This window comes from Agromyces agglutinans (assembly GCF_009647605.1).
GTDB lineage: Bacteria > Actinomycetota > Actinomycetes > Actinomycetales > Microbacteriaceae > Agromyces > Agromyces agglutinans.
In genome coordinates this window covers 1-21158 of the sequence record NZ_WJIF01000008.1, presented here as the reverse complement: position 1 = coordinate 21158, position 21158 = coordinate 1, and the positions used below count along the sequence as shown (strand labels likewise).

The 21158-nt window shown below is 67.7% G+C and carries 16 protein-coding genes and 3 rRNA genes; 1 reads left to right on the top strand and 18 read right to left on the bottom strand.

The annotated features are described in order from the left end of the window. Positions 1 to 40: 40 nt before the first annotated feature. The 15 genes from cmk to GE115_RS13135 form a co-directional block, all read right to left on the bottom strand. Positions 41 to 733, bottom strand: coding sequence for a (d)CMP kinase (cmk, locus tag GE115_RS13205; RefSeq protein ID WP_153685263.1), 693 nt, complete (start codon positions 731 to 733; stop codon positions 41 to 43). Beyond that, positions 730 to 1869, bottom strand: coding sequence for a prephenate dehydrogenase (locus tag GE115_RS13200; protein ID WP_153685382.1), 1140 nt, complete (start codon positions 1867 to 1869; stop codon positions 730 to 732). The genes cmk and GE115_RS13200 overlap by 4 nt, the downstream gene beginning before the upstream one ends. Next, a complete protein-coding gene (locus GE115_RS13195; RefSeq protein ID WP_246190795.1) occupies positions 1814 to 2602 on the bottom strand; it encodes a pseudouridine synthase in 789 nt (262 codons plus the stop codon). Before GE115_RS13195 ends, GE115_RS13200 begins: the two co-directional genes overlap by 56 nt. 124 nt (positions 2603 to 2726) lie before the next feature. Further along, the gene (gene scpB / locus GE115_RS13190; RefSeq protein ID WP_153685261.1) at positions 2727 to 3494 is read right to left on the bottom strand and encodes an SMC-Scp complex subunit ScpB; all 768 of its coding nucleotides are present in this window, start codon (positions 3492 to 3494) and stop codon (positions 2727 to 2729) included. Continuing rightward, positions 3481 to 4293 carry a segregation and condensation protein A gene (locus GE115_RS13185; RefSeq protein WP_312855156.1) on the bottom strand — a complete coding sequence of 271 codons (813 nt, stop codon included), beginning with the start codon at positions 4291 to 4293 and terminating at the stop codon, positions 3481 to 3483. Before GE115_RS13185 ends, scpB begins: the two co-directional genes overlap by 14 nt. Positions 4294 to 4315: 22 nt before the next feature. Continuing rightward, the gene (locus tag GE115_RS13180; protein WP_153685380.1) at positions 4316 to 5191 is read right to left on the bottom strand and encodes a ParA family protein; all 876 of its coding nucleotides are present in this window, start codon (positions 5189 to 5191) and stop codon (positions 4316 to 4318) included. Positions 5192 to 5242: 51 nt separating this feature from the next. Next, complete coding sequence (xerD, locus tag GE115_RS13175; RefSeq protein ID WP_153685260.1) at positions 5243 to 6190, bottom strand: site-specific tyrosine recombinase XerD; 948 nt, start codon at positions 6188 to 6190, stop codon at positions 5243 to 5245. A gap of 23 nt (positions 6191 to 6213) precedes the next feature. Then, a complete protein-coding gene (locus tag GE115_RS13170) occupies positions 6214 to 6945 on the bottom strand; it encodes an NUDIX domain-containing protein (protein ID WP_153685259.1) in 732 nt (243 codons plus the stop codon). Further along, positions 6942 to 8717, bottom strand: coding sequence for a CTP synthase (gene pyrG / locus GE115_RS13165; protein WP_153685258.1), 1776 nt, complete (start codon positions 8715 to 8717; stop codon positions 6942 to 6944). The genes GE115_RS13170 and pyrG overlap by 4 nt, the downstream gene beginning before the upstream one ends. Positions 8718 to 8737: 20 nt before the next feature. Then, positions 8738 to 10450, bottom strand: a complete 1713-nt coding sequence (recN, locus tag GE115_RS13160; protein ID WP_153685257.1) for a DNA repair protein RecN — start codon at positions 10448 to 10450, stop codon at positions 8738 to 8740. A 7-nt stretch (positions 10451 to 10457) separates the two neighbouring features. Continuing rightward, positions 10458 to 11372 carry an NAD kinase gene (locus GE115_RS13155; RefSeq protein ID WP_153685256.1) on the bottom strand — a complete coding sequence of 305 codons (915 nt, stop codon included), beginning with the start codon at positions 11370 to 11372 and terminating at the stop codon, positions 10458 to 10460. Next, the gene (locus GE115_RS13150; protein ID WP_153685255.1) at positions 11369 to 12178 is read right to left on the bottom strand and encodes a TlyA family RNA methyltransferase; all 810 of its coding nucleotides are present in this window, start codon (positions 12176 to 12178) and stop codon (positions 11369 to 11371) included. The genes GE115_RS13155 and GE115_RS13150 overlap by 4 nt, the downstream gene beginning before the upstream one ends. 1 nt (position 12179) lies before the next feature. Beyond that, the gene (locus GE115_RS13145; RefSeq protein WP_153685254.1) at positions 12180 to 12398 is read right to left on the bottom strand and encodes a hypothetical protein; all 219 of its coding nucleotides are present in this window, start codon (positions 12396 to 12398) and stop codon (positions 12180 to 12182) included. Between the two features lie 78 nt (positions 12399 to 12476). Beyond that, the gene (locus tag GE115_RS13140; protein WP_153685253.1) at positions 12477 to 13502 is read right to left on the bottom strand and encodes an HAD-IIA family hydrolase; all 1026 of its coding nucleotides are present in this window, start codon (positions 13500 to 13502) and stop codon (positions 12477 to 12479) included. Continuing rightward, positions 13477 to 14949: a hypothetical protein gene (locus GE115_RS13135; RefSeq protein ID WP_153685252.1), complete on the bottom strand. Its 1473-nt coding sequence runs from the start codon at positions 14947 to 14949 to the stop codon at positions 13477 to 13479. The genes GE115_RS13140 and GE115_RS13135 overlap by 26 nt, the downstream gene beginning before the upstream one ends. A 172-nt stretch (positions 14950 to 15121) precedes the next feature. On the opposite strand from GE115_RS13135, the gene GE115_RS13130 reads away from it, so the two are divergent. Further along, positions 15122 to 15457 (top strand): hypothetical protein, encoded by a 336-nt coding sequence (locus tag GE115_RS13130; protein WP_153685251.1) that lies wholly within the window; start codon positions 15122 to 15124, stop codon positions 15455 to 15457. A gap of 20 nt (positions 15458 to 15477) precedes the next feature. Here GE115_RS13130 and rrf read toward each other — a convergent pair. The 3 genes from rrf to GE115_RS13115 all read right to left on the bottom strand — a co-directional run bounded on the left by rrf (position 15478) and on the right by GE115_RS13115 (position 20909). Beyond that, a 5S ribosomal RNA gene (gene rrf, locus GE115_RS13125) occupies positions 15478 to 15594 on the bottom strand. A gap of 214 nt (positions 15595 to 15808) precedes the next feature. Beyond that, positions 15809 to 18912, bottom strand: a 23S ribosomal RNA gene (locus tag GE115_RS13120). Between the two features lie 466 nt (positions 18913 to 19378). After that, a 16S ribosomal RNA gene (locus tag GE115_RS13115) occupies positions 19379 to 20909 on the bottom strand. Together the 16S, 23S and 5S rRNA genes form the textbook arrangement of a ribosomal RNA operon. Positions 20910 to 21158: the final 249 nt, after the last annotated feature.

Genomic DNA, 21158 nt, shown 5'->3' with positions numbered 1-21158 from the left:
GCGTCTTCCGCGGCGTTGCCGCGCGATCGCCCCCGTCTATTCAACCAGTGACCGGCTGGGAGTCCCGGATGACGCCGATCACGGCCGCGACCGTGGCGTCGAAGTCGAGGTCGCTGGAGTCCACGGTGGTGACCCCGTCGGCCGCGGTCATGAACTCGACGACCTTCGAGTCGGCCTCGTCGCGGGCGCGGAGCTGCGCGCCCGTGGCGGCGGCATCCCGCCCGCCGAGCTCCGCCGCGCGACGCGACATCCGCACCTCCTCGCTGGCGGTGAGCAGGATCCGCACCGGCGCGTCGGGCGCGACCACCGTCGTGATGTCGCGACCCTCGACGACGATGCCGCCGCGGTGCTCGGCCGCGATGATCGAGCGGAACAGCTCGATCAGGTGCCGGCGAACGTCGGGGACGCGCGCGACGCGGCTCACGACCGCGGAGATGCCGGGGTCGCGGATCGCCTCGGTCACGTCGGTGCCGCCGACGCGGACGCGATACCCGGCCGGGTCGGTGCCGATGCCGTAGTCGAAGCTGTCGAGGCAGGCGATGACGGATGCCTCGTCGTCGAGGTCGACGCCCGAGGCCTCGGCGTGCCACGCCAGCGCCCGGTACGCGGCACCGGTGTCGAGGAAGCCCCAGCCGAGCTCGCGCGCGACCTGCTTCGACACGCTCGACTTGCCGCTGCCGGCGGGCCCGTCGAGGGCCACGACGAAGGGGTACACCACGTCCACGTTGTTCATCCTGCGATCCGCCAGCCGCGTTCGGCCAGCTCGTTCGTGAGTCGATCGGCCGCCTCGGGGAGCACCTGGATCTCCGCGAGGCCGACCTGGCGTCCGGGCGAGTGCTCGAGCCTGAGATCTTCGAGGTTCACGCCGATCTCGCCGATCTCGGCGAGCAGGCGCGCGAGCTGTCCGGGGCGGTCGTCGACCATGACGGTCACCGTCGTGAAGCGCTTGTCGGTGCCGTGCTTGCCCGGCAACCGCTCGACCCCGGTGTTGCCACCGCTGAGCTCCTCGGCGACGCGCCGGCGGGCACCCGGCGCGGCCGGGTCGGCCAGCGCGTCGATGAACCGGTCGAGGTCGTCGCGGTAGGCGACGAGGATGTCGCGCACGGATGCCGCGTTCGCCCCGAGGATCTGCACCCAGAGGTCGGGGTCGCTCGCCGCGATGCGGGTCACGTCGCGCACGCCCTGCCCGGCGAGGCCGAGTGCTGCGTTTGGCGCGTCGATGAAGCGACGGGCCATGAGGCTCGCGATCACCTGCGGCACGTGGGAGATGAGCGCCACGCCGCGGTCGTGCGCGTCGGGCGTCATCTCGACGAGCGTCGCACCGAGGTCGAGGATGAGGTCGTCGATCGCGCTCGCGCGCCGGTAACTGATGTCGTCGTGTGCGGCGACGACCCAGGGTCGGCCCACGAAGAGGTCGGCGCGTGCCGCGAGCGGGCCGCCGCGCTCGCGCCCGGCGAGCGGATGCGAGCCGATGTAGCGTCCGACATCGGCTCCCGCCGCCACGAGGTCGGCGAGGATGCCGGCCTTCACGCTCGCGACATCCGTCACGATCGCGTCGGGGAACGCCGCGAGCTCGTCGGCGATCACGCGAGCGGTGACATCGGGCGGCACCGCGACGACGATCAGCTCCGGCGCGTCGCCCGGGAGCTCGGAGCGCCCGGCCCCGAGGTCGATCGCGATGGCCACGTGCGTGGGCGAGGCATCCGCGAGGATCACGTCGATGCCGCGCGAGCGGAGCCCCAGCGCGACGCTCGTGCCGAGCAGGCCCGCACCGACGACGCGGACGGGCCCCGCGAGGCGTGACTCGACCACGTCAGTCCTTCCGTTCGGTGCCGGCCTCGTGCTCGGTTGCGTCGTGCTCGGCGGCATCGTGCTTGGCGGCATCGGCGGCCCGCGCGATGGTCAGCAGCCGGCCGCGTTCGATCTTAGTCAGCTCGCGCAGCTCGCCCGACCGGAGCGTGCCGAGGTTCAGCGGCCCGAACTGGCGGCGCACGAGGTCGACGACCGGGTGCCCGACCGCGTCGAGCATGCGCCGCACGATCCGGTTCCGCCCCGAGTGCAGGGTCACCTCGACCATGCTGTGCGCGGAGTCCTCCTGCGCCTGCAGCAGCTTGCCGCGATCGATCGCGATCGGGCCGTCGTCGAGCTCGATGCCCTGCTTCAGCTGCTGCAGCGTCTGCGGGGTCAGCCGCCCCTTGACCTTCGCGATGTAGGTCTTCTCGACGCCGAACGATGGGTGCGAGAGCACGTGCGCGAGCTCGCCGTCGTTCGTCAGCAGGAGCAGGCCGCTGGTCTCGGCATCGAGCCTGCCGACGTTGAAGACGCGCTCCTCGAGTCGGTCGGTGAAGCGCGTGAGGTCGGGCCGGCCTCCCTCGTCGCGCATCGACGACACCACGCCGCGCGGCTTGTTCAGCACGTAGTACCGCTTGGCGGCGTCGAGCTGCACCGCGACGCCGTCGACCGACACCTGGTCGGTCGCGGGATCGACGCGCGATCCGAGTTCGGTGACGACCCGGCCGTTGACCTGGATGCGGCCCTCGACGATGTACTGCTCGACGACGCGACGCGACGCGACGCCCGCCGCGGCGAGCACCTTCTGCAGGCGCTCGCCGTCGGTGCGCTGCCCGGGAGGCGGCCCGCCGAGCCTCGGTTCTCCGGCCGGCGTGTCGGCGCCCGTGGGCTGGCGGTTCTCGGCGTCGTGGCGGTCCGGTGTTCCGGCCGCGCGATCATGCTCGGTCAAGGTCGAATCCCTCCTGGCCGTCGTCGAGCAACGGCGAGATGTGCGGCAGTTCCTCGATGGAGTTGATGCCGAGGTTGGTGAGCAGCAGGTCGGTCGTGCCGTAGAGGATCGCCCCGGTCTCCGCGTCGGTGTCGACCTCGGTGACGAGCCCGCGCCCGAGCAGCGTGCGCACGACCGAGTCGACGTTCACCGCTCGGATCGAGGCGACCTGCGACCGCGAGATCGGCTGCTTGTAGGCGATCACGGCGAGCGTCTCGAGCGCGGCCTGCGAGAGTTTCGTCGAGGTCTGCGTGAGCACGAAGTCCGCCACCAGCGCGTCGTATTCGGTTCGAACGTAGAACCGCCAGCCACCGCCGACCTCGCGCAGTTCGAATCCGCGACGGATGCCCCCGCCTGCCGGCGACGCGGCCGCCGCGTCGGTGCGGGGCTCCCCCGAGGTGCCCGTGCCGTCGTAGTCGGCGACGAGCCTCGAGATGGCCGCACGAACCTCGGCGACGGGTCGTGCGACCGCCGCGGCGAGAGCGACGACGCCGACCGGCTCGTCGGAGACGAACAGGATCGCCTCGATCGCCCGGTCGAGGTCGAGGTGCGGCTGGCCCGGCACGTCGAGCGGTGTCGCGACCGAGAGCTCGGGTGCGTCGGTGGCCTCGGGTGCGTCGGCAGGGCCGGGTGCGTCGGCAGGGCCGGGTGCGTCGGCAGGGTCTGGCGCCGCGGCATCCGCCTGCTCGTGCGCGTGCGTCTCATTCGTCGTCATAGTCGGCTCCCAGGCTGTCGAGTCGGTCGTCGTCCCAGTGCTCGGCGGCCCATCGCAACGTGAGCTCGCCGAGCGGCTCGAGCTGTTCGAAGCCGATCGCCGCATGGCGGTAGAGCTCGAGCACCGCGAGGAATCGCGCGACCACGACGCCGCGCTGCTCGATGCCCGCGATCAGCTGGCGGAACGTCACGGGGTCGCCCCGGCGCAGCACCGCGACGACCTGCGCGGCCTGCTCGCGGATCGACACGAGCGGCGCGTGCAGGTGGTCGAGCCCGACCACCGGGATCTCGCGGGGCGTGAATGCGAGCGTCGCGAGCGCGGCGAAGTCCTCGGCCGTGAGGGTCCAGCGCAGTTCGGGTGCGCGCTGGCGGAACCGCTCCTCGAGCTTCACGGTGCGCGCGTGGCGGGAGGCCTCGGCTTCGAGGTGGCCGGCGAACCAGCGCGACGCCTCCTTGAACGCGCGGTACTGCAGCAGCCGCGCGAACAGCAGGTCTCGCGCCTCGAGCAGCGCGACGTCTTCCGCGTCGACGAGCTCGCCCTGCGGCAGCAGCCCCACGACCTTCAGGTCGAGCAGCGTGGCCGCGACGACGAGGAACTCCGAAGCCTGGTCGAGCTCCTCGTCGGAATCGAGGCCCTTCAGGTACGAGATGAACTCGTCGGTGACCTTCGAGAGCGAGACCTCGGTGATGTCGAGCTCGTGCTTCGCGATCAGCGACAGCAAGAGGTCGAACGGCCCCTCGAAGTTCGTGAGCGCGACGCGGAAGCCCGGTTCGGATGCCCCGTCCGGGGCATCCGCCACGACCGACCCGACCGGCTTCGGTTCAGGCGACCGCGCCACGGAAGACCAGTTCCCTGGCGAGCTGCCGGTACGCCTTCGACGCCTGGTGCTCTGGTGCGAACTCGGTAATCGGCGTCGCCGCGACGGTCGCGTCGGGGAACTTCACGGTGCGGGTGATGACGGTCTCGAGCACCTTGTCGCCGAAGGCGTCGACGACGCGCTCGAGCACCTCGCGCGAGTGCAGCGTGCGCGCGTCGTACATCGTCGCGAGGATGCCGTCGAGCTCGATGGCCGGGTTGAGCCGGTCGCGCACCTTGTCGATCGTCTCGATGAGGAGGGCGACGCCGCGCAGGGCGAAGTACTCGCACTCGAGCGGGATGACCACGCCGTGGCTCGCCGTGAGCGCGTTCACGGTCAGCAACCCGAGCGAGGGCTGGCAGTCGATCAGGATGACGTCGTAGTCGCCGGCGACGCGGCGCAGCACGCTCGCGAGGATCTGCTCGCGAGCCACCTCGGTGACCAGGTGCACCTCAGCGGCCGAGAGGTCGATGTTCGCGGGGATGACGTCGAGACCCTCGACGCTCGTGCGCTGGATCGCGTCGGCCGGGTCGATGCCGCGCGAGAGCAGCAGGTCGTAGATCGTCGGCACGTCGTGGGTCTTCACCCCGAGCCCCGCGGAGAGTGCGCCCTGCGGGTCGAAGTCGACCGCCAGCACCCGGCGGCCGTATTCGGCGAGCGTCGCGCCGAGGTTGATCGTGGTCGTCGTCTTGCCGACGCCGCCCTTCTGGTTGCAGAGGGCGATGATGCGAGCGGGGCCGTGCGAGGCGAGCGGAGCGGGCTCGGCGAACTCGCGAAGCGGCCGACCGGTCGGACCGAGCTCGGGATCCAGCGAGGTGACGCCGTCCGCCGGGTCCTGCATGTGGTCGGTCACGTGCGAATCATCTCCTTCGGGCCGCGGGCTCGCTCGATTCTAGCGAGCACGTGGGTGGGCTTGCGTGTACATCTCCCGGAGTGTATCGGCGGTGACCAGCGTGTAAATCTGCGTCGTCGCGACCGACGAGTGACCGAGCAGCTCCTGCACGACGCGCACGTCGGCGCCGCCTTCGAGCAGGTGCGTCGCGAACGAGTGGCGCAGCGTGTGCGGCGAGACGGATGCCTCGATCCCCGCCCGCTCGGCCGCCCGGGTGATCGCCTCCCAGGCCGCCTGGCGGCTCAGCCGGCCGCCGCGGACGCCCAGGAACAGCGCCGGCGTGGCGTGACCCCGCGCCGAAAGCAGCGGGCGCGCCCGCACGAGGTACGCGTCGAGCGCGGCCCTCGCGTAGCGGCCGACCGGCACGATGCGCTGCTTGCCGCCCTTGCCGAACAGGCGCACCACCTCGTCGTCGACGAGGTCGTCGACGTTCAGGCCGACCGCCTCGGAGACCCGGGCGCCGGTGGCGTAGAGCAGTTCGAGCAGGGCCTTGTCGCGCAGGTCCGCCGGTTCCTCGCCGTCGGTGGCGGCGAGGAGCGCCTCGACCGCCGAGACCGGGATCGCCTTCGGCAGGCGGGTCGGCAGCTTCGGCGGCGCGACATCGCGCGCGACATCGGTCTCGAGGCGTCCCTCCTCGAGGAGGAACCGGTGCAGGCCTCGCACCGCCGAGAGCACCCGCGCGATCGACGCCGTGGCGAGCGGGGGCCGGCGTTCGGTCGCGAGGAACCGGACGAAGTCGGCGAGGTGCGACTCGGTCACGGCCGCGGGCCCGGGGATGCCCCGCTCCTCGAGGAAGGCGGCGTAGATGCCGAGGTCGCGCGTGTACGAGGCCACGGTGTTGCGGGCCAGGCCGCGCTCGACCGCGAGGTGCCGCAGGTAGTCGTCAACCCCGCGCCCGTCGAGGTCGCGCCCGTCGATGTCGCTCCCGCCGGCCTCGCGCCCGCTCATCGCCGAGTCCGCGTTCCGCCTCGTCAGCGGCCGTCGCCGCGCGGCCACGGGCGACCGGTCCACGGTGCGTCGGCCGCACCCAGCGTCGACCAGCCGCGCGAACGCCCCGCCTGCGCGGCGAGCACGGCGACAGCCAGCGGCGCGTTCTGCACGCGGCGTTCGAGCACCGCGTCGACGGCCTCGTCGAGCGGAACCCATCGGCTGAGCATGTCGGCCTCTTCGTCTTCGCGGGCGAAGACCTCGTCGGCGTCGGCCAGGCCCCGGGCCAGGTAGATGCGGATCGACTCGTTGTTGCCGCCCGGCGACGTGAAGATGTCGGCCAGCACGGCCCAATCGGCGGCGACGAGGTCGGCCTCCTCGGCGAGCTCTCGCCGCGCGGCATCGAGCGGGTCCTCGCCGTCGACGTCGAGCAGGCCCGCGGGGATCTCCCAGTCGCGGTGCCCGATCGGATGCCGGTACTGGCGGATCAGGAAGACCCGGTCGTCGTCGTCGAGCGCGAGCACGCCGACGGCGCCCGGATGCTCGACGAAATCGCGCGTGATCTGCGCCTCGCCGTACTGCACGACCTCGCGACGGACGTCCCACACGCGGCCGACGAAGACGCGCTCGCTCGAGAGCACCTCGGGGTCGAACCGCTCGTCGACGAGTCCGTCCGGCTCGGCCGATGCCGTCGGGCCAGCCCCTGCGCCGAGCACTCCGTCGCTCGCGGGCCCGTTCGCCGCGTATGCGCCGGAGGCATCCGTCGCCGTCGTCATGCGCTCTGCACGTCGTCGAAGAGCAGGCTCGCCTGCTGGCGCTCGAGCGCTGCGGCGACGAGTCCGCGGAACAGCGGGTGCGCCGCGTTCGGGCGGCTGCGCAGTTCGGGGTGGGCCTGCGTGCCGATGTAGAAGGGGTGCACCTCGCGCGGCAGCTCGACGAACTCGACGAGGTTGCGGTCGGGCGAGAGGCCCGAGAACACGAGGCCGGCGGCGGCGATCTGGTCGCGGAAGCCGTTGTTCACCTCGTACCGGTGGCGGTGGCGCTCGGAGATCTCGGAGGCGCCGTAGAGGTCGGCCGCGAGCGAGCCGTCGCCGAGCTTCGCCGGGTAGAGGCCGAGGCGCATGGTGCCGCCGAGGTCGCCGCCCGCGATGATCTCGACCTGCTCCTCCATGGTCGCGATGACCGGGAACTGCGTGTCGGGGTCGAACTCGCTCGACGAAGCACCCGCGAGACCCACGACGTTGCGCGCGTACTCGATGACCATGCACTGCAGGCCGAGGCAGAGGCCGAGCACGGGGATGCCGTTCTCACGCGCGAAGCGCAGTGCCCCGAGCTTGCCCTCGATGCCGCGCACGCCGAAGCCGCCCGGCACGCAGATGCCGTCGAGGTCGGCGAGGTGCTTCTGCGCACCCTCGGGCGTGCGGCACTCGTCGGAGGGGATCCACTCGATCCGCACCTTCGCCTCGTTCGCGAAGCCGCCGGCACGCAGCGCCTCGGTCACCGACAGGTAGGCGTCGGGCAGGTCGATGTACTTGCCGACGAGACCGATCGTGACCTCGTGCTTGGGCTCGTGCACGACGCCCAGCAGCTCGCTCCAGCCCGACCAGTCGACGTCGTCGGCCTTCGCCCCGAGCCCGAGCGAGTCGATGATGTACGCGTCGAGGCCCTGGTCGTGCAGCATCGTCGGGATGTCGTAGATCGACGGCACGTCGACCGCGTTGACCACGGCCTGCTCGTCGACGTCGCACATGAGCGCGATCTTGCGCTTGTTCGACTCGGTGACCGGCCGGTCGCTGCGCAGCACGAGCGCGTCGGGCTGGATGCCGATCGATCGGAGGGCGGCCACCGAGTGCTGGGTGGGCTTGGTCTTCTGTTCGCCCGACGCGCCCATGAACGGCACCAGCGAGACATGCACGAAGAACACGTTCTTGCGGCCGAGCTCGTGCCGCACCTGGCGGGCCGACTCGATGAACGGCTGCGATTCGATGTCACCGACCGTGCCGCCGATCTCGGTGATGATCACGTCGGGCTTGGGCGACTCGGAGGCCTGCAGGCGCATGCGCCGCTTGATCTCGTCGGTGATGTGCGGAATCACCTGCACGGTGTCGCCCAGGTATTCGCCGCGGCGCTCCTTCGCGATGACCGTCGAGTAGATCTGGCCGGTGGTGACGTTCGCGGCCTGCGAGAGGTTGATGTCGAGGAAGCGCTCGTAGTGCCCGATGTCGAGGTCGGTCTCCGCGCCGTCGTCGGTGACGAACACCTCGCCGTGCTGGAACGGATTCATCGTCCCGGGGTCGACGTTCAGGTATGGGTCGAGCTTCTGCATGACGACCCGGAGCCCCCGGGCGGTCAGCAGGTTGCCGAGGCTCGCGGCCGTGAGGCCCTTGCCCAACGAAGAAACGACACCCCCGGTGACGAAGATGTGCTTCGTCTCGTCGATCGAGGATGCCGTGTTCTGAATGTCTGCGCCGCGTTCTACCACCACGGGCTTATAGCCTAACCCACGTTCCTGCGAACCATCCCCGAGTCGATCCACGCTCTCCCCCATCCGCCGGATCCCCGGCATGCTCACGCGGCTCGGTCGGCCGCGATCTCCAGCAACTCCCTCGCGTGGGCGAGCCCGCTCGCCGAGTCGGCGAGGCCCGACAGCAGGCGCGCCATCTCCGCCTCGCGTTCGGCGCCGTCGAGCTGGCGCACGCTCGACGCCGTGACCTGGCCGTCGGTGCCCTTGACGACGCTCAGGTGGTTCGTCGCGAACGCGGCGACCTGCGCGAGGTGCGTCACGACGATGACCTGCGAGCGTTCCGCGAGCCGGGCGAGCCGCCGGCCGATCTCGATCGCCGCCGCGCCGCCGACGCCGGCGTCGACCTCGTCGAACACGAAGGTCGGCACCGGATCGGTGCCGGCGATGACGACCTCGATCGCGAGCATGACGCGTGAGAGCTCGCCGCCGGATGCCCCGCGCGACACGGACCGCGGCTCAGCGCCAGGGTGCGGACGCAGCAGGATCGACACGGCGTCGCGGCCGTGCGCGGCCGGTTCGGCGGCCGGTTCGACCACGACCGTGAGCTGCGCGTCGGGCATCGCGAGGGCCGCGAGCTCGGCGGTGACCGCCGCGGCGAGCCGCCCCGCGGCGTCGGTACGCAGCTCGGTCACGCGGGTCGCGAGGCGGTCGACCTCGGCTTCGAGACCGGCGACGGATGCCTCGAGCGCCTCGATGCGCTCGTCGTCGCCGTCGAGTTCGATGAGCCGCAGGCCGCCGTTCGCACGGAAGGCAAGCACGTCGTCGAGCGAGGCGCCGTGACGCCGGATGAGCGCGGTGAGCAGGGCCCGGCGCTCCTGGACGACCTGCAGTTCACGCGCGCCGTCGGCGTCGAGGCCCGTGAGGTAGCCCGACAGCTCGGCCGCGGCATCGGCGAGCAGGAATCCCGCGTTCGCGAGGGCCTCGACGATCGGGGCGAGCGCCGCATCGTGCGGCGCGACACGCTCGACGTGGCGGCGAGCGCTCTCGACGAGGGTCACCGCGTCGGGCGAGTCGTCGACCGGGGACTCGGCCGACACCAGTTCGTGCGCCTGCGCGGCCGCGAGCCGGAGGTCTTCGAGGTTGCTCAGCCGGTCGGCGCGTTCCTGCAGCTCGACGTCTTCGCCGGGTTGCGGGTCGGCGGCCTCGAGTTCGTCGAGCGCCTCGCGCAGCTCGTCGGCCTCGCGCGCGCGGTCGTCGTGCTCCTGGCGGAGCCGCTCGAGCTCGCGGGCGTCGTCGCGCCACGCGTGGAACGCCGTGCGGTACTCGGCGAGCAGCGTCTGGAGTTCGGCGCCGGCGAATCGGTCGAGCGCCTCGCGCTGAGCGACCGCCGAGCGCAGGCGCTGCTGGTCGGCCTGGCCGTGCACGACCACGAGGTCGTCGCCGAGTTCCGAGAGCACGCCGACGGGCGCGCTGCGACCGCCTACGACAGCCCGGCTGCGGCCCTCGGCCGAAACCGACCGGCCGAGCAGCAGTTCGCCCGCCTCGATGTCGCCCCCGGCCTCGGCGACACGCTCGGCGACACGCTCGGCGACGGACGACTCGGGGTCGACGAGCCAGCGCCCCTCGACCCAGGCCTGCTTCGCTCCGGAGCGCACAGCTCCCGCGTCGGCGCGAGCGCCGAGCAGCAGGCCGAGCGCCGTGACGACCATGGTCTTGCCCGCACCCGTCTCGCCGGTCACCGCGGTGAACCCGGGGCCCAGCGGAAGGACGGCCTCGGCGATGACGCCGAGGTCGCGGATGCCGATCTCTTCGATCATCGTCGCCTCACTCGCGCCCGACCGGGCCGCGCCACCCGGAGACGGGCAGGTCGAACTTGTTGACCAGTCGGTCGGTGAACGGCGCCTCGTGCAGGCGCGCAAGGCGCACCGGATGCGACGACCGCCGCACGATGACCCTCGCCCCGGGCGGCAGGTCGAACATGCGACGGCCGTCGCACCACAGCACGGCCGCGGCCTCGGTCCGCTGGAGCACCTCGACCGCGAGCGATGACTCGGGGCCGACGACGAGCGGCCGGGCGAACAGCGCGTGCGCGCTGAGCGGCACCAGCAGCAGCGCCTCGAGGCTCGGCCAGACGACCGGGCCGCCCGCCGAGAACGAGTAGGCGGTCGAGCCCGTCGGCGTCGACATGACCACCCCGTCGCATCCGAACGACGACAGCGGCCGCCGGTCGACCTCGATCACGACCTCGAGCATGCGCTCGCGCTCGGCCTTCTCGACCGTCGCCTCGTTCAGCGCCCAGCTCTCGTAGACCACCTCGGCGCCGGACTTCACGCGCACGGCGAGCGTCATGCGCTCCTCGACCGTGTAGTCGCGCGCGAGCGCCCGGCTGACGGTGTAGCCGAGGTCATCCCGCTCGCTCTCGGCGAGGAACCCGACGTGCCCGAGGTTCACGCCGAGCAGTGGGGCGGCGTGCTCGCGCATGAGCTCGGCCGCGCGAAGGATCGTGCCGTCGCCGCCGAGCACGATGATGAGCTCGATCTCACCGGGATCGATCGACTCGAACCGCCGCACCCGGCCGTTCAACTCGGGGACGAACGCGTGCACGTCGTCCCAGTGCTCGGTCGCGATCACCGGGACGGCGCCGGCCTCGAGCAGCTGCGCGCACACCGCGCCGGTGGCCTCGAGCGCGGTACTGCGCCCGGTGTGCGCGACGACGAGGAAGTGCCGGGCGTCGGTCATGGCTGCCCACCTCTCGTCAGTTGCTCGACTCGACCCGTCCATTCTGACGGATCGGACCCGGCCGAGGCGGTCAGGTGCACGAGATACTCGTGATTCCCGTGGCCCCCGGCAATCGGGGAGGAGCGGACGCCGGCGATGCCCAGGCCCAGGTCGAACGCCGCCCAGAGCACGCCCATGACCGCGTCGTCGCGCAGGGCCGGGTCCCGCACGACGCCCTCCCGGACGCCGCCGCGCCCGACTTCGAACTGCGGCTTGACGAGCAGCACGAACTCGGCGCCGGGCGCGGCGGTCGCGACCAGCGCGGGCAGCACGGTCGTCAGCGAGATGAACGACAGGTCGGCCGTGACGAGCGTTGGCCGCTCATCGACGCCCGTGAGCCGCGCGAGCTCACCGGCGTCGAGATGACGCACGTTGCACCCCTCGACGACCACCAGCCCCTCGGCTCCGCGCAGCGTCTCGGCGAGCTGCCCGTGCCCGACATCGACGGCGAGCACGTTGCGGGCGCCCCGCTCGAGGAGCACCTGGGTGAAGCCGCCCGTCGACGCGCCCGCGTCGAGGACCACGCGGTCGGCAGGGTCGACCTCGAACCCGTCGAGCGCGGCGATGAGCTTGTGCGCGGCACGGCTCACGTAGTGATCGGATGCCGCGACGTCGAGGCGTGCATCGTCGGAGACCCGATGCGAGGCCTTCACGACCGGTCGCCCGTCGACCGACACGGCGCCCGACGCGATGAGCGCAGCCGCGTGGGTGCGCGAGCGCGCGAGCCCGCGGTCGGCCAGCGCGGCGTCGAGCCGCTGCTCGCCCATGTCAGGCGTCGCCGCGCGCGGGATCGGAGCGTTCGAGCTCGTCGCGCAGGCGGTCGGCGGCGGCCTGGTAGCGCGGCGCACGCTCGGCGAGCGGAAGCGACTCGATCGACGCCGCCTCACCCGCCGGGCCGGCGTGCACGTCGACCGCGTCGTGGGCCATCGGCTCGGCGGTGCCGTTCGGCGCTTCGAGACCCTCGGGCGCGTCGGATGAGTCGTGCATGCCTCAACGGTACCCGCAGCCGCCGACGCGGCATCCCTCAACGGGCCGATCCGCGGACCGCCCCGTCGACGTTCAGCCTCAGCTGTACAGCTGGGCGGGCACCTGCAACGCGTGGATCGGTCGCCCCGACTCCCAGATCGACGCGCACGCCGCACGCAGGAGGTCGAGCTCGTCGTCGCCCTCTGCGGCGATCAGGACATCCGCCCCGTCGATGCGCACCTTCGAACGCCCCACCCGGAACCCGTCGCGGATGCGCTCGACCACCGGGTACGGCTCGTGCAGCCCTCGCAGGTCGCGGAGGATGAAATCGGGCCGATGGGATGCCTCGGCGGCGAGCAGCTGCTTCGCCCGGTCGATGCCCGTGAGCACGACCGCCGAGGCCATGCCCGCGCGGTTCGCACCGAGGATGTCGGTGTCGAGCCGGTCGCCGACGACGAGCGGGCGCTCCGCGCCGAACCTGCGCCGGGCCTCGTCGAAGATGGGCGTCTCGGGCTTGCCGGCGACCACGGGGAACCGCCCGACCGCCGTGTGCACCGCCGAGACGAGCGTGCCGTTGCCGGGCGCGATCCCGCGCGCGACGGGGATCGTCCAGTCCATGTTCGTCGCGATCCACGGGATGCCGGATTCATCGGCGAACCCGCCCTTGTTCAGCGCGAACGCGGCCTCGGCGAGCTGGGTCCAGCCGACGTCGGGCGCGAACCCCTGCACCACCGCCGCCGGATCGTCGTCCGCCGAGCGCGTGACGCGGAACCCTCGCCGCTCGAGCTCGGTGACGATGCCCTCGCCGCCGACGACGAGCACGAGCGCGCCCGCCGGCACGCGTTCGGCCAGCAGGTGCATCGCCGCCTGCGGTGATGTCACGACATCGGCCGCCTCCACCGCGAGACCCAACTCCGCGAGGTGACGAGCGACGGATGCATCGCTTCGCGACGCGTTGTTGGTGATGTATCCGACCGCCCGGCCGCTCTTCGCGCGGTTCAGGCTGTCGACGGCATACGGGATCGCCTCCGCGCCGCGGTAGACGACGCCATCGAGGTCGGCGAGCACCGCATCGACTCCCTCGAGCGGTGCCGCCGCCTCAGTCCTGGTCCGGAACAGGCCCATCGGCCCCGTCCTCGTCAGCCGGCCCTGCGGCAGGCTCCGCGACCGGGCTTGCGGCGTTCGCGGGGTCGGTTTCGGCGAGCAGCGCCGCGACCTCCGGCTCGATCGCGTCGGCAGGGTCGCCGTCTCCTGCGCGGGCTGCCTCGCCCGAGGCCGCGTCGGCGGTTCCCGCCACGGGCGGCGCGTCGGCGGCCGCAGCGTCGCGAGCGGTTCGCCGGGCGGGCGTCGCCGGCTCGGTGTCGCCGGACTCGTCCAAGTCGTACACCTCGAAGACCTCGGCGTCAGCAGGGCCCGCGAGGGCCGCTTCAGCACGCTCGGCCCGCGCGCGCCACGTCTCGGCGTCGGCGATGCGGCCGAGTTCTTCGAGCACCTCCGCGTAAGCCGCGAACAGTGCCGGGCTGTAGCTGAACGCGACGTTCGGGTCGAGCTGCGGGATCTCGAGCTCGCCGAGTGCGAGGTCCGGCTGGCCGAGATCGAGCCGCGCGCCCGACATGGCGATCGCGAGCGCGACCTGGACGGCGGGCGGCAGCGAGTCACGCTCGACCGAGCGCCCGAGCTCGAGCGCGCGATCGGGCCGACCGACGCCGCGTTCGCTGTCGACCATGAGCGGAAGCTGGTCATTGCTTCCGGAGATGCGACGGTACGTGCGCAGCTCGCGCAGTGCGAGCGCGAAATCCCCCGTCTCGTAGGCCGTGAGCGCCAGCGTCTCGCGCACCACGGCTACTCGGCCGGCGCGACGGGATGCCGCGAGCGCGTGCTGATGGGCCCGTTCCGGGTCGTCGTCGAGGAACGTGGCCGCGGCCACGAGGTGACGCGCGACCCAGTCGGAGTTCTCCTTGCTCAGGGTCTTGAGCTCGGCGCGTGCGCCGCGATCGAGATCGCGCGGCTCGATCTCGTCGGGGACGAACGGGTCGTCGTGCCGAGGCCGGTCGAGACCCGCAGGCGCGCCCGCATACTCGCGAGGGGGGCGTGACGCGCCCGGTGAACGCCGGTCGTAGCCGCGATCGGAGCCACCGGATCGCCCGCCGGCGCGGTCGCCGTCACGCTTCTCCCACGGCTTCCCGCCGTCGCGGCGCGGCGCAGAACCGCGGTCGCCGTCACGCTTCTCCCACGGCTTCTCGCCGTCGGGGCGCGGCGCAGACCCGCGGTCGCCGTCACGCTTCTCCCACGGCTTCTCGCCGTCGGGGCGCGGCGCAGACCCGCGGTCGCCGTCACGCTTCTCCCACGGCCTCCCGCCGTCGCGGCGCGGCGCTGAACTGCGGTCGCCGTCACGCTGCTCCCACGGCTTCCCGCCGTCACGGCGCGGCGCGGCATCGCGCCCACGGTCGCCCTGACGACCACCGGAACCCGCGCCGCCGTAACCGGATCGCGACCCTCCGCTCCCGCTCCTCGGACGGTCGGCGCGCTTGGCGCGGTCCTCGCCGTTCGGGCCCTGGCTGGAATCGGTCACGTACTCATCCTGTCGATGTGGTGTTCGTCTGTGGACCCGGTCGGTCCGGTCGACTCAACGGTACTGCGAGCACTTCGGAAGCACCCGTTAACGAGAAAATGGCCACCCGCCTGCGTTCGCAATTGAACGCGGTGGGTGGCCATTCCTCNAGAGCCGCCCAACGCTCATCGGCGTGGTGCGGCTCTTCACGTTAACCAAGAAGAGCCGCCCAACGCTCATCGGCGTGGTGCGGCTCTTCACGTTCACCAAGAAGAGCCGCCCAACGCTCATCGGCGTGGTGCGGCTCTTCACGTTCACCAAGAAGAGCCGCCCAACGCTCATCGGCGTGGTGCGGCTCTTCACGTTCACCAAGAAGAGCCGCCCAACGCTCATCGGCGTGGTGCGGCTCTTCGCGTTAAACCAAGAAGAGCCGCCCAACTTTGGGCGGCTCTTCTCGAATGAATGTCCGGCGGTGTCCTACTCTCCCACAGGGTCGCCCCTGCAGTACCATCGGCGCTGCGAGTCTTAGCTTCCGGGTTCGNAATGAATGTCCGGCGGTGTCCTACTCTCCCACAGGGTCGCCCCTGCAGTACCATCGGCGCTGCGAGTCTTAGCTTCCGGGTTCGGAATGTGTCCGGGCGTTTCCCTCGCGCTATGGCCGCCGAAACTCTAGTACCAAACACGCCTGTTGGGGTGGTTGGTGGTCTCGGTGTCCGCTTCCACGCCTGGCCCGTGTTGTTCGGGGTGGGTGGTGCGGGTTCGTTGTTGAGTTGTGTTGTTTGGGTTTCCGTCTGTTGGGAACCACAGAGTGGACGCGAGCAATCTCGGGGCCACGCACACGGCCTTTACTTGAATGAGTTCAAATCGTGTGTGTGTAGTGATTGTCAAGTTATCGGCTTATTAGTACCGGTCAGCTGCACAAGTCTTTCGTCCTTGCTTCCACACCCGGCCTATCAACCCAGTCGTCTACTGGGAGCCTCTCCCCCGAAGGGATGGAAATCTCATCTCGAGGCCGGCTTCCCGCTTAGATGCTTTCAGCGGTTATCCATTCCGAACGTAGCTAACCAGCGGTGCTCCTGGCGGAACAACTGGCACACCAGAGGTTCGTCCAACCCGGTCCTCTCGTACTAGGGTCAGATCCTCTCAAATTTCCTACGCGCGCAGCGGATAGGGACCGAACTGTCTCACGACGTTCTAAACCCAGCTCGCGTACCGCTTTAATGGGCGAACAGCCCAACCCTTGGGACCTACTCCAGCCCCAGGATGCGACGAGCCGACATCGAGGTGCCAAACCATGCCGTCGATATGGACTCTTGGGCAAGATCAGCCTGTTATCCCCGAGGTACCTTTTATCCGTTGAGCGACAGCGCTTCCACAAGCCACTGCCGGATCACTAGTCCCGACTTTCGTCCCTGCTCGACCTGTCAGTCTCACAGTCAAGCTCCCTTGTGCACTTACACTCGCCACCTGATTGCCAACCAGGTTGAGGGAACCTTTGGGCGCCTCCGTTACTTTTTGGGAGGCAACCGCCCCAGTTAAACTACCCACCAGGCACTGTCCCTGAACCGGATCACGGTTCGAAGTTAGACATCCAGAGTGACCAGAGTGGTATTTCAACAATGACTCCACGAACACTGGCGTGCCCGCTTCAAAGTCTCCCACCTATCCTACACAAGCCACACCGAACACCAATACCAAGCTGTAGTAAAGGTCACGGGGTCTTTCCGTCCTGCTGCGCGTAACGAGCATCTTTACTCGTAATGCAATTTCGCCGAGTTCGCGGTTGAGACAGCTGGGAAGTCGTTACGCCATTCGTGCAGGTCGGAACTTACCCGACAAGGAATTTCGCTACCTTAGGATGGTTATAGTTACCACCGCCGTTTACTGGGGCTTAACTTCTCAGCTTCGCTCCGAAGAGCTAACCGTTCCGCTTAACCTTCCAGCACCGGGCAGGCGTCAGTCCGTATACATCGTCTTGCGACTTGGCACGGACCTGTGTTTTTAGTAAACAGTCGCTTCCCACTGGTCTCTGCGGCCATCCACGCTGCCCCGGGCAAGCCGGTTCACGCTTCAGGCCCCCCTTCTCCCGAAGTTACGGGGGCATTTTGCCGAGTTCCTTAACCACGATTCTCTCGATCTCCTTGGTATTCTCTACCTGACCACCTGAGTCGGTTTGGGGTACGGGCGGCTGGAACCTCGCGTCGATGCTTTTCTCGGCAGCATAGGATCACCCACTTTTCATCCGCATCGCGTCTCAGCCATCATGAGCGACGGATTTGCCTATCGCTCGGCCTACACGCTTGCCCCGGGTCAACCATCGCCCGGGCTGGGCTACCTTCCTGCGTCACACCTGTTAATACGCTCACTCCACCAGATGGGGTCGCATGCCGCCACACGATCGTCCCCGAAGGGATCCACGTGTCTTGGGATGCTTAGCACTCCTGGTTTCGTGTGGGCGGTTCTTCGCCGGTACGGGAATATCAACCCGTTGTCCATCGACTACGCCTGTCGGCCTCGCCTTAGGTCCCGACTTACCCAGGGCAGATTAGCTTGACCCTGGAACCCTTGGTCTTCCGGAGGACGGGTTTCTCACCCGTCTTTCGCTACTCATGCCTGCATTCTCACTCGTGTGCCGTCCACGGCTGGATCACTCCGCCGCTTCACCCGGCACACGACGCTCTCCTACCCATCCACACGACTGGACCACGAAGGCCTATCGATTGTATGAATGCCACGACTTCGGTGGCGTGCTTGAGCCCCGTTACATTGTCGGCGCGGAATCACTTGACCAGTGAGCTATTACGCACTCTTTCAAGGGTGGCTGCTTCTAAGCCAACCTCCTGGTTGTCTGTGCAACTCCACATCCTTTCCCACTTAGCACGCGCTTAGGGACCTTAGTCGGTGGTCTGGGTTGTTTCCCTCTCGACGATGAAGCTTATCCCCCACCGTCTCACTGCTGCGCTCTCACTTACCGGCATTCGGAGTTTGGCTGACGTCAGTAACCTGTTGGGGCCCATCGGCCATCCAGTAGCTCTACCTCCGGCAAGAAACACGCAACGCTGCACCTAAATGCATTTCGGAGAGAACCAGCTATCACGAAGTTTGATTGGCCTTTCACCCCTATCCACAGCTCATCCCCTCCATTTTCAACTGAAGTGGGTTCGGTCCTCCACGACGTCTTACCGTCGCTTCAACCTGGCCATGGATAGATCACTTCGCTTCGGGTCTAGGACCTGCGACTGAATCGCCCTATTCAGACTCGCTTTCGCTACGGCTACCCCACACGGGTTAACCTCGCCACAGATCGCTAACTCGCAGGCTCATTCTTCAAAAGGCACGCTGTCACCCCTACAAGGAGGCTCCAACGGTTTGTAAGCAAACGGTTTCAGGTACTATTTCACTCCCCTCCCGGGGTACTTTTCACCTTTCCCTCACGGTACTTGTCCGCTATCGGTCATCTGGGAGTATTTAGGCTTACCAGGTGGTCCTGGCAGATTCACACGGGATTTCTCGGGCCCCGTGCTACTTGGGATACCTCTCCGGGCTGCACAGCATTTCGGCTACGGGACTCGCACCCACTCCGGTCCGGCTTTCAATCCGGTTCGCCTATACCATGCACGTCACCGTGGTCGACCGGCAGATCGACCCGAAAGGTCCCACAACCCCGACCATGCAACCCCTGCCGGGTATCACACATGACCGGTTTGGCCTGTTCCGCGTTCGCTCGCCACTACTTACGGAATCACGGTTGTTTTCTCTTCCTGTGGGTACTGAGATGTTTCACTTCCCCACGTTCCCTCTACCCGCCCTATATATTCAGGCGGGAGTCACCAGGTCACCCAAAGGGCCTGGCGGGGTTTCCCCATTCGGAAATCCTCGGATCACAGCTCGTTTATCAACTCCCCGAGGCTTATCGCAGATTACGACGTCCTTCTTCGGCTCCAGATGCCAAGGCATCCACCGTTTGCTCTTAGAAACTTGAAATCACATGAGTTCGATCGAATTCGTGCAACACCCAAGGGTGCTGCGAAATTGACCAGTGAATACGCCAAACCAGCACACCCGAAGGCATGCCACCTGGCGACTCACCTATGTGACCAACCCCCAAAAGAGGGTTGATCTAAGATGCTCGCGTCCACTATGTAGTTCTCAACAGACGGCCAGAACCCCCACACCCGACAACCAAAACGGTCATCCTCGGTGAAGGTCTGAAGAGTCCAAACCAGCCCCCGCCACAAGACGAGGACCTGCGTCCGGTCCCTCAGGACCCAACAGCGTGCACGCACCCAACCCGCCGACCCCGATCGTTCCAACCACCCGAAGATGGCGTACTGAACCAGAACCCTTGGCCTGGATGCCTATGTCAATGTTCCACCCATGAGCTGCCAGCAGGGAACGTATGCCCCTGATCTGGCATGCCTGGACCACCGAAGTGGCCAGTGCTCCTTAGAAAGGAGGTGATCCAGCCGCACCTTCCGGTACGGCTACCTTGTTACGACTTAGTCCTAATCACCGATCCCACCTTCGACGGCTCCCTCCACAAGGGTTAGGCCACCGGCTTCGGGTGTTACCGACTTTCATGACTTGACGGGCGGTGTGTACAAGGCCCGGGAACGTATTCACCGCAGCGTTGCTGATCTGCGATTACTAGCGACTCCGACTTCATGAGGTCGAGTTGCAGACCTCAATCCGAACTGAGACCGGCTTTTTGGGATTCGCTCCGCCTTACGACATCGCAGCCCTTTGTACCGGCCATTGTAGCATGCGTGAAGCCCAAGACATAAGGGGCATGATGATTTGACGTCATCCCCACCTTCCTCCGAGTTGACCCCGGCAGTCTCACATGAGTTCCCACCATGACGTGCTGGCAACATGCGACGAGGGTTGCGCTCGTTGCGGGACTTAACCCAACATCTCACGACACGAGCTGACGACAACCATGCACCACCTGTTCACGAGTGTCCAAAGAGTTGACCATTTCTGGCCCGTTCTCGTGTATGTCAAGCCTTGGTAAGGTTCTTCGCGTTGCATCGAATTAATCCGCATGCTCCGCCGCTTGTGCGGGCCCCCGTCAATTCCTTTGAGTTTTAGCCTTGCGGCCGTACTCCCCAGGCGGGGCGCTTAATGCGTTAGCTACGACACGGAAACCGTGGAAAGGTCCCCACATCTAGCGCCCAACGTTTACGGCGTGGACTACCAGGGTATCTAATCCTGTTCGCTCCCCACGCTTTCGCTCCTCAGCGTCAGTTACGGCCCAGAGAACTGCCTTCGCCATCGGTGTTCCTCCTGATATCTGCGCATTCCACCGCTACACCAGGAATTCCATTCTCCCCTACCGCACTCAAGTCTGCCCGTACCCACTGCAGGCTAGAGGTTGAGCCTCTAGTTTTCACAGCAGACGCGACAAACCGCCTACGAGCTCTTTACGCCCAATAATTCCGGACAACGCTCGGACCCTACGTATTACCGCGGCTGCTGGCACGTAGTTAGCCGGTCCTTTTTCTGCAAGTACCGTCAAGGAGCAAGCTCCCCTTCTTCCTTACTAAAAGCGGTTTACAACCCGAAGGCCGTCATCCCGCACGCGGCGTTGCTGCATCAGGCTTTCGCCCATTGTGCAATATTCCCCACTGCTGCCTCCCGTAGGAGTCTGGGCCGTGTCTCAGTCCCAGTGTGGCCGGTCACCCTCTCAGGCCGGCTACCCGTCGACGCCTTGGTGAGCCGTTACCTCACCAACAAGCTGATAGGCCGCGAGTCCATCCCAGACCGAAAAACTTTCCACCCGAAACGATGCCGTTCCAGGTCCTATCCGGTATTAGCTCCGATTTCTCGGGGTTATCCCAGAGTCCAGGGCAGGTTACTCACGTGTTACTCACCCGTTCGCCACTAATCCCCAAGAGCAAGCTCCCAGTTCATCGTTCGACTTGCATGTGTTAAGCACGCCGCCAGCGTTCGTCCTGAGCCAGGATCAAACTCTCCAAAAAAAATGGTTCCCAACACCCCAAAAGGTGTCGAGGAGTTCGTTCACTGACAGAGAAACAACTGACTACTTAGAATCAAATTGTCCATCAATCAAAGGAATCCATACCCACCCCAAAAGAGGTGAGCTGGGGTTCAATAAATTGGCATTGAACATAGTGCACGCTGTTGAGTTCTCAAGAAACGGACGCACCTGAACCAGACAACCCGCAAACCGCAGGCCCGAACTTCAGGGCAACCTGTCAACCATACCA